The organism is Polaromonas sp. P2_G11 (genome assembly GCF_056403595.1).
The window spans coordinates 333,416-349,305 of record NZ_JBFUFE010000001.1 but is presented as its reverse complement, the minus strand read 5'-3'; the positions used below and the strand labels follow the sequence as shown (position 1 = coordinate 349,305).

Genomic DNA, 15,890 nt, shown 5'->3' with positions numbered 1-15,890 from the left:
GCGCTGAGCAGCGCCTCTACCCGATTTTCTCTACCAGTTTCCATATTCCCGTCGGTTCACGCCTACGGTGCGGGGAGCTGCTGTCCGGTTGGGTCTTTGCTGCGGGTTTCCTAAGCTTCCGGGATGATGGAGAAACCCGATCCGCATGTTCAGGCCTCGCCGGCCTTCGCGCTTTCTTCCCTTCAGAAGATTTTCAGGCCTCTTTACCGGCCCCTGTGGCAGGCCATCGGCCACTGGATTGATGCAGGCGGCATGCGCATGAGCGCGGCCATGTCGTTCTACGGCATCCTCAGCCTGGCGCCGTTGCTGGTGCTGATGGTGGCAGTGCTTGGCTGGTGGCTGGACCGCCGGTATATCGAAACCAGTCTGGTGGATCAAATCCGCAGCGTTATCGGCGCGCAGGGCGCACAGGTGGTACAGCAGGCACTTTCAAGTGCCCAGGCTCCTTCAGAGGGCATCACGGCTTCGCTGTTTGCTTTTGCGCTGCTGTTGTCGGGTGCGACCGGCGTTTTTGCCGAACTGCAGGATGCGTTTGAGCGCTTGTGGCGGCAAGGCAGTGGCGAGCTCCCGCAGCAGAAATGGTGGCACAGCGCTTCTTTGCGGTTGCGGGGTGTGGCCTACATCCTGGCCTTCGGTTTTCTCTTGCTGGTTTCGCTGGCGATCTCGACTTTTCTGAGTCTTCTCTCAGGCTGGGCGGGCAGTTATTTGCCGATTGAGAAGATCGCCTGGGTCCTCAATGAGGTCGTGTCTTTCTGCTTTTGCGTGGTGCTCTTTGTGGCGCTCATGAAAATGAGCGTGGGCCCCAAGCCCGCTTTACGCTATCTGGTGATGGGGTCCGCCGCGGGGGCCATCCTGTTTGCGGTCGGCAAGCACCTGATGGCTTTTTATCTTTCGACCGCTGCGATTGTGTCGGCCTATGGCGCGGCGGGCTCACTGGTGGTGATCCTGATGTGGATTTACTTTTCGTCGGCTGTGCTGTTGCTGGCTGCAAGCATGGCCCGGGCCTGGGCGGATGAGGCAAGTGCCGCGCGGCAACCGGTTTAAGCCGACTTGCCGGCCTTGCCAGGTTTTTGCGCTTCTTCGCATTGCACACTGACCAGTTCAAACTCGCCGGGCGCCGCCCCCAATCTGGCCGCCGTCAGGCAGCCGCCCCACACGCAGCCGGTGTCGAGTGGCAAGGTGTTGTTGCGCAGGGTGGGTGTGCTGTTCTTGCTGCTGGCCAGCGTAGACCAGTGGCCAAACGCCACCGGCGTATCTGCTGTGGCCCGGCCGGGAACATCAAACCAGGGCAGGTGGCCTTCTGGCGCGCTGCCGGGGCCGTCGGTACTGCTGAAGTCCATCACGCCTTCGGGTGTGCAAAAACGCAGGCGCGTGAGCGCGTTCACGATGACCCGCAGCCTGTCGGCGCCCTGCAGGCTGTCGCTCCAGTGATCAGGCGTGTTGCCGTACATGGCCTGCAGAAAGTCCTTGAGATGGCTGCCGCGCAGCACCTGCTCCACCTCTGAGCCCAGCGCCACGGTTTGCGCCGCAGTCCATTGCGGCAGCACGCCCGCATGCACCATCAGCCACCCGTAGCGATGGATGGCCATGGCGCGGTGGCGCAGCCAGTCGAGCAGCGCGTGGCTGTCCTTGGCCTCGAGGATGTCCTGTACGGTGTCGCTGCGGCCCGGCTTGCGCACGCCTTGCCACACAGCCAGCAGGTGCAGGTCGTGGTTGCCGAGCAGGCATTGCGCAGCGTCGCCCAATGCCGAGAGGCTGCGCAGCACCTGAAGGGAGCCGGGGCCGCGGTTGACCAGGTCGCCAAGGATGTAGAGAGTGTCGCGGCTGGGGGAGAAATCGATCCTGTCCAGCAATCGCTGAAAAGGTGCGTGGCAACCCTGCAGGTCGCCGATACAGTAAAGTGACATGTGTTTATTTTGCGCCAGGCCCCATGGACTTTTTCCTGATTGCTTTTCTGACCTTGCTCAACGGTGTGTTTGCCATGTCGGAGATGGCACTGGCTTCGAGCCGCAAAGCCCGGCTCTCGGCCATGGGCGAATCCGGCGACAAGGGGGCGCTGGCAGCGCTGGGACTGCTGGACAATCCCACGCAGTTCCTTTCGTCGGTGCAGGTCGGCATCACCTCCATCGGCATGCTCAACGGCATTATTGGCGAGGCGGCTTTCAGCAGCGGCCTGGCAGCGTGGATCCAGACCTTCGGCGTGCGGCCGCGCGCGTCCGAGATTACTGCCACCGCGCTGGTAGTGACAGTCATCACCTTCATCACCATCGTCTTTGGCGAGCTGGTGCCCAAACGCATCGGGCAGCTCTACCCGGAAACCGTCGCACGCCTGGTTTCAAGGCCCATGATGTGGGTGGCGACGGGCTTCAAGCCCTTCGTCAGGCTGCTGTCCATCAGCACGCAGGCGGTACTCAAGCTGCTGCGTATCGACAACAGCGCCGGCCGGGCCGTCACTGAAGAAGAAATCGCAGCCAGCCTGGAGGAGGGCGTGGACGCCGGCCTGATTGAGGAACATGAACACCAGATGGTGCAAAACGTGTTTTTGCTGGATGACCGCCTGCTCACTTCACTGATGCTGCCGCGTTCCGACATCGAGTGGCTCGATGCTTCCGACACCATTGCCCAAGCCATCGACAAGGCCGGCGCCACCGGCCACTCCTGGTATCCCGTGTGCCGCGGCAGCCTCGATGACGTGGTGGGCGTGGTCAATGTGGCCAAGTTGCTCGCGCTGCGCGGCCAGATCCAGCCTGTGCCATCAACCCAGGGCGCAGGCGCAGTGCCTTCAGTGACCGACCGTATCGGCGCTTATGCAGTGCCGGCGGTCTTCGTGCCGGAAACGCTCACGGGCATGGAATTGCTGGAGCAGTTCCGGGCCCGCTCCACCCGCATTGTGTTTGTGGTCGATGAATACGGGGTTGTGCAGGGTCTCATGACGCCCATGGACATGCTGGAAGCCATCACCGGTGAATTGCAGCCCGGCGCGCAGATGGACGCGTGGGCGACCGAAAGGGAGGACGGCAGCTGGCTCATTGACGGTGTCATGCCTGTCTCCGAACTCAAGGCCCGTCTGGATATCAGGGAACTGCCAGAGGAAGGCCGGGGGCGTTACAACACGGTGGCTGGCCTGCTTCAAAGCGTTTCGGGGCGGTTGCTGAAAACCGCCGAGCGGGTGGAATGCGCGGGCTGGCGCTTCGAAGTTCTTGACCTTGATGGCAAGCGGATCGACAAGATCCTGGCCAGCCCCATCCCGGTCGATCCCAATATGTAAATATCTGTTTCTACCAGTAGACCACTTGGGTTGTATTGGCGGAACATATATGTGAAAAAAGGCCGCTTTTAGGTAGATTGGATTCAATATGAGTCGCGTTCACAACACCTTCATACGTAAATAGTTGTAACTTAACGGGGCTGTGTTTAAACTGAAAAAAAGTTAAGGCACTCATGTTTGATGTTTTTGTGTTGGCGCTCACTGCGACGGCGGTGTCTGCAATGGCGACGGGAGCAGCCTGCCACCATGGCTGGCTGGCGCGTTCCGCGCGCAAAAAACGGCGCCTTCCCGCGCATTGGCACCTGCAGCCAAGGCCACTGCTACTGGAGGCCGAACAGGACGTGTGGCATTGGCTTCAGCGGGCCTTTTTTGACCACCATGTCCTGATCAAAGTCCCTGTCATCCGCTTTGTCTCGCCGCGAACCGAAGCCGAAGGGCAGCGTTCCTTTGAATTGCTGAAAACCGTTTACTGCACTTTCACTGTATGCGCCGCGGATGGAACCGTCATTGGTTGCCTGGATGTTCCCGGTCCCCGTGGGCTCAAGGCCAGTAACCGCGACCTCAAGCGCAAGCTGTTTGAAGAATGCGGGATTGCCTACGCCGTCGTGCGTGCGAGCAACCTTCCCTCCCTGGAAGATGTTCGCGCGGCGTTCCTCGGAGAAATCGACCTGTCGGACGACGAACCCGCCGTGCTGGGCGAGCCTCCCTTGGCCTTGCCAGTTGAGGTGGATGCCGACGCCGATGCCATGGCCACCGTGCCCGATACCATGCGTGCAGCCAACGGAACCCTCCTGGAGGACGCGCCAAAAGTCGCCAGCATGGACATCGCGGCAGCCCGAAGCAGCCTGCAAGCCAAGCTGGAACGCAACCGCAGGATACGGTTCACCAATTTCGACCCGCTCAGTACCGGTTCAGGCATTGTTCATGACAATGCCGACCACAATTTTGCTGTGCAGTGGGAAGACTCTTTCATCACACCGGAAGAGCCGGATACGCCGAACGGCACCAACGCCTGAACGTTTAAAGCCGTAGCGGTGTTGCGGCCTTCAGGCTCTACTCAATTTGCTTTCGCGGTGTCAAACAATGCCTTCGTTTCCGCCGGCATCACGGTTGTCAGCGGTTTGCCGCCCGGTTTCATGGGTTTTAAAAACCATTGTTCATACCAGCCCTGCGCTGCGCCGCTGCGCATGGATTCCTTGATAGAGGCGTTCACCAGGTCACCCATGACTGCATCCCCCTTGCGGTAGGCGATGGCAATAGGTTCTACGGACAGGCGTTCGGGCAGGATCAGGTAATCGCCTGCATTGGGCAGGCTCGCCAATTGCGCGGCGAGCGCAACACCGTCGCGGGCGTACCCTGCCGCCCAGCCCAGTTGCAACTGTCCGAGGGCGGCATCCGCGTTGACTGCTTTGGCGTGTTGCCACTTCAATGAATGCTGCTGCGCGTAAAGATCCAGCGCGGGAACCACGGTGGTGCCGGCAATGCCCACAATGCTTTTGCCTTGCAGTTGGTCGAGTGCGCTGAGTTTGTCTTTGGTCCGCACCGCCACCTGGACAGCTTCGATAAAAATCGGTGTCGAGAAATCCATCCGCGTCCGGCGCTCCGGTGTGTCGGTCACGTTCTCGCACAGCAAATCGACACTGCCTTCAGACAGCAAGCGTGTGCGGGCGTCCACATACGTTTCGATATACCGTACCGGCAGGTTCGGCTTGCCGACAGCCTGGCGGAGCCGTTCGATGATGGGTTTGCAGAATTCGATGCTATAACCCAGCGGCTTTTCTGCAGTCTGGTGAAACGAGAAAGGCGCGGAGTTTGCGCGGTAGCCGACATTGATCTGCCCACGGCTCTTGATTTTCTCCAGTGTGGCCTGCGCTTGAGCCCACTGCGGTACGGCAATCGCCGCTATAGCCAGGACGGCCGGAAACAGCCGTTGTCGAAAAGGACGAAGCGGAATTATCCCCATACGAATCCCCCTGTTGCTGGGTTTGATTCTTATGTAAAAGGCCCAGGCACGCAAACAATGCGGGGGGATGACTTTCCCGGTACGACCAAGGTACTCATTGTGTTGCAATCATCGGCGGCTATGAATGAAAAAAGCCCAGGATCGCACCAGCCGTTGATTTTCAGGATACCTTCAGTTCGGCAATGACCGCTGCAGAACTATTGTTGAACGTAAATGCATGCAGGCGGCAGATCGCTTTGATAGCGCTCATACATTGCCGTGTAAGCCGCCTCGATGTGACTGACGAACAAGGGCGTATCAAACAGCGGTGTTGCCAGCCTGTTTCGAGCCAGCTTTTCCTTGATCTGTGCCAGGCGCCGGGGGACGGTCGCCAACTCAATCGCAGAGGCCTCATAGTCCGTCACGTTCGAGGTAACCAGCTCGGTCAAGTCAACCGTATTCAGCAGGCTTGCGGCCACCCGGCTGGCGAAAGATTCACCCATGCACGTCAATATGGGCAGCCCCGTCAACAGTGCATCATTGGCCGTTGTGTGCGCGTTGTAAGGCAGCGTATCCAAAAACAGGTCGGCCAGGCGATGCCTTGCAAGGTGGTCGGCGGGGGGCACCCGCTGCGCAAAAATCAGCCGCTCCGAGGCAATGCCTCTTCGCAATGCTTCTTCAGACAAGTTGATGGCTGCTTTTGGGTTGTCCTGAAGAAGCCAGAGGACGCTTCCTTCCACAGCCTTCAATATCCGCATCCAGCAACCAAAAACTTCGGGTGTAATTTTGAAACTGTTGTTGAAGCAGCAGAAGACAAAACCTGTCTCAGGCAAGCCAGCTTCTCTGCGGCTCAATACCTTGTCGGAAATTAAGCGCTTGCTGTCGTTTGGTTGGTAGCTATTGGGAAGGTAGACGATCTTTTCGGTGTACTGCTGTTGACTGGCTTCTGGAACGACCGTTTTGTCTGCAATGAGATAGTCCATGAAATCGGCGCTCATCGTTCCCGGATAGGCGAGATAGTTCACCTGAACAGGCGCAGCTCTGAGATTAAAAATTCCTGGCCGGCTTCCTAGCGTGTAGCCATTCAGATCGATGGCAATGTCTACCTCCAGATCTCTTGAAAGTTGTACGACGGCTTTGTCGGATTGAAGGCGTACATCAAAAAACTTGTCAAAAATCGCCGAAACCCTGTCCCTCATCGTGTCTTTCTTGTCGGGCCCAAACGAGAAGGCGTATAGCTCGAACCTGGACCGGTCATGTCTCTCAAACAACTCAGCCATCAAATGCATGGTTGCATGGTTGTGAAAGTCAGCGGAAAAATACCCGATCCGAATTTTTTCGTGTCGCTGGCGTTTGGGGATGGGGCTGACGGTGGCTGAGTTTGGGCATCTGTCTTTGACCCATATAGCGGCCGCTTGCGCCTGCAACGCCAAATCCGTAGTGAGTCCCAGGATTTCGAACGGTATTGCCACATTCCTCCCACGCTCGATTTCCTGGAAAATCTTTGGCAGATCGGAGGCAAGTGAATGCCAGTCGCAAACCTTCATTTTTGCGTGCAACAGCGAACCAAACACGAATTCGACGTTTGCATCCAGCTCCATGCTCCGCTTGTAACAGTCGGCAGCCGCGTCATGCCGTTTCATCTCATCGAGAGCGACTCCCCGGTTGATCCACACGTCGGGCCAATGCGGTGCAAGCGCCATCGCTTTCGCGTAAGAGGATTCGGCTGCCTCATGCTGCTTCAGTCCGTTCAACGCGATCCCCAGGTTGAGCCAGGCCTCGGCTGAATCCGGCGCCAGCTCGGTTGCCTTGCGGCAGGCGGCTTCGGCGGCCTCGTAATTTTTCTGGTCACTCAATACGCCACCAAGATTGACATAAGCGGGAGCCAGATCCGGACTCAGTGCAATTGCCTTCCTGAAAGCCGTTTCGGCATCGTCCAGCCGTTTCTGTTTGCTCCGGAGTTTGCCCAGGTTGGAGTGGGCAAAAGCATAGTCCGGCGCCAATGCCAGCGCCTGATTCAGACATTGCTCCGCCTTAAGGTATGCCCCCAATTCGGTCAGCTGCAGGCCGATGCTGTTTTGTGCGTCCGCAGAATTGAGTGTCCGAACCCGGGCCTTTTCAAGGGCGTCTACCGCCTCAGGTTTTCTGCCCATCCCACCGAATGCGGTTCCCAGGTGATACCAGGCTTCAGGCAGGTCAGGGGCGAGTTGAAGACTACGTTGGCACCACTCAGCGGCGGCGGCGTATTCACCGCGAGCGTTGGCGGCGCCGGCATTGCCGATGTAGTTGGAAAGAAGCTGCTCCAGCATTTTGATTTTTTGGTTTCCGGGAGGTTATATCTTCGCATGCCCTTCACGCGCAAACAGGCGCGACTGAGGCCAAGGCTGGGGCCAAGGCTGGGGCTAACCCCCTTTTTTGGACGTTCACGCAATTGCCAGACGAGGGCGTCCTTACCTCACTATTGAAAAAGACGGGTGTGCAACTTAGGGGCGCTGTAGTCGAGTCGGACTTTCAATTGGTTCCGAAGAGATGCTTTCATATATCTAACAGGAGCCTTTAAGCTGTCAATTTTTAAGGGCAGCTCAGTGCGGAAATTCGACACCCACGGGGGGAGATCCAAAAATGGTGCTAATCACATCCCTTGTATATGCCTGAAACCCCGGACAATAGAGTCACACAGGACATCGATTTAATCCAACGTTAGTTCTCACCATGAAGTTCACTGCAGTTCTCGCACTTCTCTTGCTCACAACGACCTATTCTTTGGGCAACGACAGAGCTATCCGAGCTATGGCACAGGGGCAAAAAGGCTATACAGAAAAAGAGATTCGTGAAGAAATCTCAAAAGGCTGCGATGGCACTGGAGACATGGCTCTTTGCACTTGGTATGGCTACTACACGAAGGACGTCGCTCTGAACGATACCTATCGGCTATTGATGCGACGCTTGGTGAGTACCGACTTGAAAAATGCTCTGCGCAAATCGCAGAAGGCATGGCTTGAGTTCCGCGACTCGGATTGCATGTTCTCCACGGGGGACTGGGAAGGAGGAAGCTTCCGCCGTGTAGCGATCGCCATGTGTTGGCAAGAGATGACGGATAGGCGCGAGAAAGAGCTTGCTGAAATCTTGAAGTGCAAGGAAGGAACTTGCTTCGAGCTACAAGACACCAAGTCTGCGGAGCCCGACCCCCAACCTGCTCTTGATAAAGCCATTCGAGATGGAATTATTCGTAAAGCAACGGCAGAAGATGTAAGAAAATTTCGGGATGCATACATTGACAAAAACTACACCAGGAAAAACCTCCTAGTGCCAGTGACAGAAGATGCTCTTTCTGTAGCCGAAACGGACTTATCGCGTGCCTATGTGGTGCTTGACAAGTTCACTTACCCTTCTGGTTTGGTAAACGAATATAGAGCAACCTTCTTTGTTCCCATAGGCGTTCCTGAGCCCAGCGGTGACATCGGTCATTCAGCGTTTTACGATTTTGGAACCCTCACTGTAGTGTGTACCGCTGCGAGAGCTGCTGCGAGAACAGGTTTTGTGTCTTGCTGATGAGAGGGCAGCAGAAATCAACAAGGTTTGGGTTGAGTCGGCGGTAAATGCTTGCCTACCGAAAAGAAAAAGCCTCCACAAAGGAGGCATTTTTAATGCGGAAAATCGACTGTCACCAGAAGTGACCTCAGCGATCACCGGTAAGTGACCACTATCGCTATTTCCGCCTGAATTGGTGCCGGAGAGATGAATCGAACACCCGACCTTCTCATTACGAATGAGCTGCTCTACCGACTGAGCTACACCGGCTTTTTATGAAATACAGCCTTCAATTATAGCCCGGAGTGATAGGAGGTCACCCGTTCGACCTCATTTTTGGAGCCGAGTATGACGCTGACGCGCTCGTGCAGCTTGGTGGGTTGCAAGTCCAGGATGCGTTGTTTGCCGTTGGTGGCGGCGCCGCCGGCCTGCTCGATGAGCCAGCTCATGGGGTTGGCTTCGTACATCAGGCGCAGTTTTCCGGCCTTTTCGGGCTCGCGTTTGTCCCAGGGGTAGAGGAAGATGCCGCCGCGGCACAGGATGCGGTGCACGTCGGCCACCATGGCGGCGATCCAGCGCATGTTGAAGTCCTTGCCGCGCGGACCGTCCTTGCCGGCCAGCAACTCGTCCACGTAGCGCTTGACCGGGGCGTCCCAGTGGCGCATGTTGCTCATGTTGATGGCGAACTCTTTGGTGTCTTCAGGGATCTGCACGTTTTCCTCGATCAGCACAAAGGAGCCTTGCTCACGGTCCAGCGTGAACATGGCGACGCCGTCGCCCACCGTCAGCACCAGCGTGGTCTGCGGGCCGTAGATGCAGTAACCCGCCGCCACCTGTTTGTGGCCGGCCTGAAGGAAGTCGCCTTCATCCACAGCGCGGTCGCCCTCGGGCATTTTCAGCACGCTGAAGATGGTGCCAATGCTGACGTTGATGTCGATGTTGCTGGAGCCGTCGAGCGGGTCGAACAGCAGCAGATATTCACCTTGGGGGTAGCGATTCGGCACCACGTAAATGCCTTCCATTTCCTCGCTGGCCATGCCGGCCAGGTGGCCGCCCCATTCATTGGCCTCAATCAGCACTTCGTTGGCAATGATGTCCAGCTTCTTCTGGATCTCACCCTGCACGTTCTCGCTTTCGGCGCTGCCCATGCCGCTGCCGAGTGCACCCTTGTTGACGGCCTGGCTGATGCTCTTGCAGGCGCGGGCGACCACTTCCAGCAGCAGGCGAAGCTGCGAGGGAATGTGACCGTCGATGCGCTGCTGCTCGATCAGGTAGCGGGTCAGGGAGATTTTTTGGGACATAGGGGGCTCCGTTCGATTGAGGGATAGTTCGTTTGGGCAGCGTATGGCTGGGCGGGGCGCTTAGCCGGGCTCGCCTTGCTGTTCGCGTTCTTCAAATTCGGCGAGCGTGGCCAGGGCGTCGTCCAGCAGGTCCTCGTCGTCCTTCGCGCGGGCAATGTCCACACGTTGCTGGAAGAGGGCACGCGCTTCGGTGGGCTGGTCCGTTTCGTGCGCGAGCACGCCGAGCTGGAACAAGGTGTCCAGCAAGATATCGGTGTCCTGCAAGGCCTGGCCCAGCGCCAGGCGCTGTTGCAGCCAGGCCTGCGCTTGGGCATGTTCGCCCAACTCGTAGGCATTTTGCGCCAGGTTGTTGATGAGGCCAGAGAGGCGCTTGTCCGTTCCGGAGCCGAAGGCGCTTTGTGCATCGGCCAGCAGTTGCTGGTTGTGCGCCAGTGCCTCGGCGAAGCGGCCGGCCTCGTGCAGGGCGTAGCCTGTCTCTTCGCGAATACCCAGCTTCTGGTCGGTGTTCAGGATGGCGCCTTCGTGCGCGGCCCAGTGGACCGACTGCTGAAGGTGCTCGACGGCGGTGTTGTACTCCTCGGCTTCCAGGGCCGACTCGCCGATGGCGTAATGCTGTTCGTAGCGCTCGGTGGGCGTGAGGCTGCCTTTGGCAGCGCGGATGGCCAGGGCGCGCAGGCCCAGGGGCAGGCCCTCGGCATCCAGCTGGCGTTTGCGGAACACCACGAACTGCAACCACAGCAAGTCAGCCAGCTCGGCGGAGTCGGCGCCCAGGGCCTCGGCCAGGGGCTCCAGTGCGGCCAGGTCGGCTGACATGCGTGAACCGCTGAACATGCCGCTGGCGTCGTACACCGTGTCGCGCAGCGGGTTGAACTTCTTCGCAAACCGCTGTGCGGGGGTGTTGAATGTGAAGAATGCCATGGCGGGTGCCGTCCGCGTTCAGTCAGCCAGTGCGCGAGAGACGACTTCGTGTGTGTCTTTGCTCAAATCAGTCTTGGCCGCTACGCGTGCAATCGCCTCACGCGCCGCGCTGCGGTAGGGCTCGGCCAGCTTGCTCCAGCGGTCCAGCGCGCGCGCCAGGCGGGCTGCCACCTGCGGGTTGATGGCGTCGAGCTCCATCACGCGGTCGCTCCAGAACACATAACCCGCGGCGTCCGCGCGGTGGAAGGCGGCCGGGTTGCCCTGGCAGTAGGTGCTGACCACGCTGCGCGCGCGATTGGGGTTGCGCAGGCTGAAGTCGGAATGCTTCATGAGTTGTTTGACCGCCGGCAGGATGTTGCCGCCGCGATCCGGCGCGCCGGCCTGCAGGCCAAACCATTTGTCGATGACCAGGGCTTCGTCCTTGAACATGGCGTGGAATAGCGGCAACGCCTCGGCCGCCAGTGCGTGGCCGCTGGAGACCAGGGCCGCCAGCGCGTTGAAGCGGTCGGTCATGTTGCCGGCGTCCTTGAAGCGCTGCAGGGTCTTGCCCGGCCAGAGGGTATCGCCAGAAGCCTGCGCTGCCAGGCACAGGTGCGTGAGCGCCATACCCGCGAGCGCGCGGCGGCCCGAGGAGGCCGGGTCTGGCGTGTAGGCGCCGGTGTCGTGGTTGGCCTCGTACACGGCTTGCCAGTCGGCTGCCAGTGCCGTGGCCAGCTGCAGGCGCATGGCTTCGCGCACTGCATGAATGCGCTGCGGGTCCACCACGTCAAGCTGCTCGGCCAGGTAGGTCTCAGACGGCAGCGTCAGCACCAGTTCCTTGAAGGCCGAGTCCAGCGCGGGGTGGCGCAGCACCTGGCGCATCGCATCAAGATAAGCATCATCGAGCACTGCAGCCGTTACGGGGTCTGCGCCACCAGCTATGGATTTGATAGCGCGGTTGACGGCCAGGCGTTGCCCGGCCTCCCAGCGGTTGAAAGGGTCGCTGTCATGCGCCAGCAGGTGCAGCAGCTGGGCGTCGGTGTAGTCAAACTCCAGCACCACCGGGGCGGTGAAGCCGCGCAGGATGGAGGGCACCGGCTCGGCATCGATGTTGACGAAGGTCAGCGTTTCGCTGGCCTGCGTCAGCACTACGGTACGGGTGCGGGCAGGTGCCTGGCTCTCACCGGCCAGCTGCAGCGGCAAGTCCTGGCCATCTGCGCCCAGCAGGCCCAGGCCGACCGGTATGACAAACGGCTCCTTCACGGCTTGCCCTGCCGTGGGCATGCAGCTTTGCGACAAGGTCAGGGTGTAGGTGCGCGCCGCCGCGTCATAAGCACCCTGCGCGTGCACACGCGGCGTGCCGGCCTGGCTGTACCAGCGCTTGAACTGCGGCAGCAGGCGCGCCAGGTCCGACATCGGGTTGGCGTCGGCAATCGCCTGCGCAAAGTCGTCGCAGGTTACGGCGTGGCCGTCGTGCCGTTCAAAGTAAAGCGTCATGCCGCGGGCAAAGCCATCGCGGCCCACCAGCGTCTGCATCATGCGCACGACTTCGGCGCCCTTTTCATAAATCGTGACGGTGTAGAAGTTGCTGATCTCGACGTAGCTGTCGGGCCGCACCGGGTGGGCCATGGGGCCGGCGTCTTCGGGGAACTGGGCGGTGCGCAGCACACGCACGTCCTCAATGCGCTTGACGGCGCGGGCCGAGGCTTCGCCGCACAGGTCTTGTGAAAACTCCTGGTCGCGGAAGACCGTCAAGCCTTCCTTCAGGCTGAGCTGGAACCAGTCGCGGCAGGTCACGCGGTTGCCGGTCCAGTTGTGGAAGTACTCGTGGCCGACCACGCTTTCGATGTTGGAGAAATCAACATCGGTGGCGGTGGCCTGGTTGGCCAGCACGTACTTGGTGTTGAAGATGTTCAGGCCCTTGTTTTCCATCGCACCCATGTTGAAGTCGCTGGTGGCGACGATCATGAAGCGTTCCAGGTCCAGCGGCAGGCCGAAGCGGGCCTCGTCCCAGGCGACCGAATGCATCAGCGAAGTCATGGCGTGCTCGGTTTTGTCCAGGTCACCGGGGCGCACATAGACCTGTAGCACGTGTTCCTTGCCTGCGCGGGAGGTGATGCGCTGCTCGCGGGCCACCAGCTGGCCGGCTACCAGGGCAAAGAGGTAGCTCGGCTTTTTGTGCGGGTCTACCCACTTGGCGAAATGCCGCGCGCCGTTGGGGCCGGGCTCCAGCGGGCCCTGGCTGACCAGGTTGCCGTTGGACAGCAGCACCGGGTACTGCGCCTTGTCGGCGCGCAGGGTCACGGTGTAGCTGGCCATCACGTCGGGGCGGTCCAGGAAGTAGGTGATACGCCTGAAACCCTCAGCCTCACACTGCGTGAAGAAGGAGTTGTTGCTGACGTACAGGCCCATCAGCTTGGTGTTTTTGGCGGGGCAGGTGGTGGTGAAGATTTCCAGCTCGAAGGGCTCGGTGCCCTCTGGCAGGTTTTCCAGCACCAGCTGGTTGCCTTCCATCTTGAATGAGGTGCCCTGGCCGTTGACCAGAACACGGGAGAGATTGAGCTCTTCGCCGTCCAGCTTCAGGGCTTGTGCCGGTACGTCCGGGTTGCGGCGCAGGCTCATTTTGTTGAGCACGCGCGTTTTCTGCGGGTCCAGGTCAAAGCACAGATCGACCGTGTCGATCCAGTAGGCGGGCGCGACGTAGTCGGCGCGGTTGATGACCACCGCGGCGCCGGGGCTCGCTCCGTCAAGCATATGCAGCATGGTTAATTCCTGAAAATCAAAATTTCACAACTTCCGGAGCGCGTCGAAAGTCACACGCTCACACGCCCTCACACACCTTGTTTGAGTGAGGCTTCAATAAACACGTCCAGGTCGCCGTCCAGCACTTTCTGCGTGGCCGAGACTTCCACATTGGTGCGCAGGTCCTTGATGCGGCTGTTGTCCAGCACATAGCTGCGGATCTGGTGGCCCCAGCCCACGTCGGTTTTTGTGTCTTCGAGTTTTTGCTGGGCTTCCTGCTGCTTGCGCAATTCGAAGTCATACAGGCGCGAGCGCAGGCGTTTCCAGGCGACGTCGCGGTTGCTGTGCTGGCTTCGGCCGTCCTGGCACTGCACCACAATGCCGGTCGGGATGTGCGTCAGGCGCACGGCCGAGTCGGTCTTGTTGATGTGCTGGCCGCCGGCGCCGCTGGCGCGGAAGGTGTCGGTGCGCACGTCCGACGGGTTGATCTCGATTTCAATCGAGTCATCGATCTCGGGGTAGACAAACACCGAAGCGAACGAGGTGTGGCGCCCGCCGGAGGAGTCAAACGGCGACTTGCGCACCAGGCGGTGCACGCCGGTTTCCGTGCGCAGCAGGCCGAAAGCGTACTCGCCCTCGATCTTGATGGTCGCACCCTTGATACCTGCCGTGTCGCCCGGGGATTCGTCTTCGACGGTGGTCTTGAAACCCTTGCGCTCGGCGTACTTGAGGTACTGGCGCAGCAGCATGCTGGCCCAGTCGCAGGCTTCGGTGCCGCCGGCGCCGGCCTGGATGTCCAGGAAGCAGGGCAGGGGGTCGGCCGGGTTGTTGAACATCCGGCGGAATTCCATCTTTTCGACTTCCGTAGCCACCTTGGCGGCTTCTGCTTCAATCGTCTGCATGCCGGCGTCATCGCCTTCGGCCTTGGACATCTCGAAGAGTTCGGTGTTGTCGGCCAGCTCGGAGCTCAGGCGGTCGATCACATGGACCACGTCTTCCAGCGATTTCTTTTCCCTGCCGAGCTCTTGCGCGCGCTTGGGGTTGTCCCAGACCTTCGGGTCTTCCAGTGCGGCGTTGACTTCGTTCAGTTTTCGTTCTTTGGCAGGGTAGTCAAAGATACCCCCGAAGTTCGTTGACCCGGTTGCTGAGGTCGATGAGCTGGTTGCCGATGAGGTTGATGCGTTCTGCTTCCATGATTTTTCTGTCCTGAGATGTGTGATTGCCGCATTGGCGGCTGAACCGCCCATTTTCTCACGATGCGGCGCGTTTCAGCTCAGAAAGCCCTCAATCAGTGTTGCCAGCTGTTCCGGTTGGTCGTGGTGCAGCATGTGGCCGGCATCCTGGATCACGGCGACACGGGCTTCGCGCACCTGTTTGAGCCGTTCGTGGTACTCGGTCAGGGTGTATTTTTCCTTCCACCACAGAGCCAGGGAGTCGTCGGACGCTTCGACGGCCAGCACCGGAGCACTGATGCAGCGGTAGACCTCGAGGGCTTCATCGACGCGGTAGAGCTGCGCGCTGGTGATCTTGTGGGCGGCTTCTCCCAGAATCTCCCATTTCCCTGCGGCATTTGGCCGGGACCAATGGCTGGCCAGCCAGCCGGCCTTGTCGGCGGACAGGCGCGGGTTGGTTCTCATCAGGCGGCGCGCCACACCGGCCACGTCGGCATAGGCTTTGAGTTCCAGCTCACCCCTATGCAGGCTTTTGAGTTCGTTCATCCATTGGGCATAGCGGCCGGGGGCTTGCCCGGCCTGGGTGGACGGCAGGCCAAAGCCTTCCAGATTGACCAGCCTGCGGATGCGCGCCGGCCGTACGCCCGCGTACAGCATGGCGACATTGCCGCCCATGCTGTGGCCTACCAGATCAACGGGTTTGTCACCCGCGTAGTGGTCGAGCAGAAAGTCCAGGTCCGCCAGGTAATCGGGAAACCAATAATTGTCAGCAGGGCTGCCTGCGGGGCCGGAGCCGGTCAACCCGAAACCGCGCCAGTCGGGCGCGATGATGGTCCGGCCGCTGACGAAGGCCTCCGACAGTGCGTCCACCATGAACTGGTAAGAGGCCGCCACGTCCATCCAGCCATGCACCAGAACCAGCGGCGGCAATGCGGGGTTCGCGCCTGCTGCGCTTTCCCAGAGCCACACGTGGTAACTCAAGCCACGTATAGGGACAAACTCGCTGCGTGATGATCGTTTTTCTTTGTACATTGGTT

At 59.7% G+C, this 15,890-nt stretch carries 12 protein-coding genes and 1 tRNA gene; 4 read left to right on the top strand and 9 right to left on the bottom strand.

Annotation, left to right across the window (positions count from 1 at the left end):
* The first annotated feature begins 123 nt into the window (after window positions 1-123).
* Window positions 124-1,044 carry a YihY/virulence factor BrkB family protein gene (locus AC1DWQ_RS01750; RefSeq protein WP_477668098.1) on the top strand — a complete coding sequence of 307 codons (921 nt, stop codon included), beginning with the start codon at window positions 124-126 and terminating at the stop codon, window positions 1,042-1,044.
* Here AC1DWQ_RS01750 and AC1DWQ_RS01745 read toward each other — a convergent pair.
* Window positions 1,041-1,907 (bottom strand): symmetrical bis(5'-nucleosyl)-tetraphosphatase, encoded by an 867-nt coding sequence (locus tag AC1DWQ_RS01745; protein WP_477668097.1) that lies wholly within the window; start codon window positions 1,905-1,907, stop codon window positions 1,041-1,043. The two genes, AC1DWQ_RS01750 and AC1DWQ_RS01745, sit on opposite strands and share 4 nt — an antisense overlap.
* 23 nt (window positions 1,908-1,930) lie before the next feature.
* On the opposite strand from AC1DWQ_RS01745, the gene AC1DWQ_RS01740 reads away from it, so the two are divergent.
* Together AC1DWQ_RS01740 and AC1DWQ_RS01735 are read left to right on the top strand one after the other, a co-directional pair.
* Entirely contained in the window at window positions 1,931-3,268 is a 1,338-nt protein-coding gene (locus tag AC1DWQ_RS01740; RefSeq protein WP_477668096.1) for a hemolysin family protein, read from the top strand.
* 173 nt (window positions 3,269-3,441) lie between these two features.
* Window positions 3,442-4,284 carry a DUF2726 domain-containing protein gene (locus AC1DWQ_RS01735; protein WP_477668095.1) on the top strand — a complete coding sequence of 281 codons (843 nt, stop codon included), beginning with the start codon at window positions 3,442-3,444 and terminating at the stop codon, window positions 4,282-4,284.
* Between the two features lie 41 nt (window positions 4,285-4,325).
* Here the strand turns inward: AC1DWQ_RS01735 and AC1DWQ_RS01730 are convergent, their stop codons facing one another.
* Both AC1DWQ_RS01730 and AC1DWQ_RS01725 read right to left on the bottom strand, forming a co-directional pair.
* On the bottom strand, window positions 4,326-5,339 hold the full coding sequence (locus AC1DWQ_RS01730; RefSeq protein WP_477668094.1) for an amino acid ABC transporter substrate-binding protein: 1,014 nt from the start codon (window positions 5,337-5,339) through the stop codon (window positions 4,326-4,328).
* 89 nt (window positions 5,340-5,428) lie between these two features.
* Complete coding sequence (locus AC1DWQ_RS01725) at window positions 5,429-7,519, bottom strand: O-linked N-acetylglucosamine transferase, SPINDLY family protein (protein WP_477668093.1); 2,091 nt, start codon at window positions 7,517-7,519, stop codon at window positions 5,429-5,431.
* 403 nt (window positions 7,520-7,922) lie between these two features.
* Between AC1DWQ_RS01725 and AC1DWQ_RS01720 the strand changes: the two genes are divergently transcribed.
* Window positions 7,923-8,762 carry a lysozyme inhibitor LprI family protein gene (locus tag AC1DWQ_RS01720; RefSeq protein WP_477668092.1) on the top strand — a complete coding sequence of 280 codons (840 nt, stop codon included), beginning with the start codon at window positions 7,923-7,925 and terminating at the stop codon, window positions 8,760-8,762.
* Window positions 8,763-8,935: 173 nt separating this feature from the next.
* On the opposite strand, the gene AC1DWQ_RS01715 is transcribed toward AC1DWQ_RS01720, so the two are convergent.
* The 6 genes from AC1DWQ_RS01715 to AC1DWQ_RS01690 all read right to left on the bottom strand — a co-directional run bounded on the left by AC1DWQ_RS01715 (window position 8,936) and on the right by AC1DWQ_RS01690 (window position 15,885).
* Window positions 8,936-9,011: transfer RNA gene (locus tag AC1DWQ_RS01715), tRNA-Thr, on the bottom strand.
* Between the two features lie 23 nt (window positions 9,012-9,034).
* On the bottom strand, window positions 9,035-10,042 hold the full coding sequence (locus AC1DWQ_RS01710) for a class 1 fructose-bisphosphatase (RefSeq protein WP_477668091.1): 1,008 nt from the start codon (window positions 10,040-10,042) through the stop codon (window positions 9,035-9,037).
* Between the two features lie 60 nt (window positions 10,043-10,102).
* Window positions 10,103-10,960, bottom strand: coding sequence for a tetratricopeptide repeat protein (locus tag AC1DWQ_RS01705; protein ID WP_477668090.1), 858 nt, complete (start codon window positions 10,958-10,960; stop codon window positions 10,103-10,105).
* A gap of 18 nt (window positions 10,961-10,978) precedes the next feature.
* The gene (pepN, locus tag AC1DWQ_RS01700) at window positions 10,979-13,702 is read right to left on the bottom strand and encodes an aminopeptidase N (protein ID WP_477668089.1); all 2,724 of its coding nucleotides are present in this window, start codon (window positions 13,700-13,702) and stop codon (window positions 10,979-10,981) included.
* A 68-nt stretch (window positions 13,703-13,770) separates the two neighbouring features.
* Window positions 13,771-14,875, bottom strand: a protein-coding gene (gene prfB / locus AC1DWQ_RS01695) for a peptide chain release factor 2 (RefSeq protein ID WP_477668088.1) whose coding sequence is annotated in 2 segments (ribosomal slippage) — window positions 13,771-14,793 and window positions 14,795-14,875 — 1,104 coding nt in all. Because the reading frame shifts where the segments join, the coding sequence is not laid out codon by codon here.
* A gap of 74 nt (window positions 14,876-14,949) precedes the next feature.
* The gene (locus tag AC1DWQ_RS01690; protein WP_477668087.1) at window positions 14,950-15,885 is read right to left on the bottom strand and encodes an alpha/beta fold hydrolase; all 936 of its coding nucleotides are present in this window, start codon (window positions 15,883-15,885) and stop codon (window positions 14,950-14,952) included.
* Window positions 15,886-15,890: the final 5 nt, after the last annotated feature.

Coding starts and splice junctions, on each gene's coding strand:
- pepN (WP_477668089.1), bottom strand. CDS start 13,702: ATGCTGCATATGCTTGACGGAGCGAGCCCCGGCGCCGCGGTGGTCATC.
- AC1DWQ_RS01735 (WP_477668095.1), top strand. CDS start 3,442: ATGTTTGATGTTTTTGTGTTGGCGCTCACTGCGACGGCGGTGTCTGCA.
- AC1DWQ_RS01710 (WP_477668091.1), bottom strand. CDS start 10,042: ATGTCCCAAAAAATCTCCCTGACCCGCTACCTGATCGAGCAGCAGCGC.
- AC1DWQ_RS01690 (WP_477668087.1), bottom strand. CDS start 15,885: ATGTACAAAGAAAAACGATCATCACGCAGCGAGTTTGTCCCTATACGT.
- AC1DWQ_RS01725 (WP_477668093.1), bottom strand. CDS start 7,519: ATGCTGGAGCAGCTTCTTTCCAACTACATCGGCAATGCCGGCGCCGCC.
- AC1DWQ_RS01740 (WP_477668096.1), top strand. CDS start 1,931: ATGGACTTTTTCCTGATTGCTTTTCTGACCTTGCTCAACGGTGTGTTT.
- AC1DWQ_RS01705 (WP_477668090.1), bottom strand. CDS start 10,960: ATGGCATTCTTCACATTCAACACCCCCGCACAGCGGTTTGCGAAGAAG.
- AC1DWQ_RS01750 (WP_477668098.1), top strand. CDS start 124: ATGATGGAGAAACCCGATCCGCATGTTCAGGCCTCGCCGGCCTTCGCG.
- AC1DWQ_RS01720 (WP_477668092.1), top strand. CDS start 7,923: ATGAAGTTCACTGCAGTTCTCGCACTTCTCTTGCTCACAACGACCTAT.
- AC1DWQ_RS01745 (WP_477668097.1), bottom strand. CDS start 1,907: ATGTCACTTTACTGTATCGGCGACCTGCAGGGTTGCCACGCACCTTTT.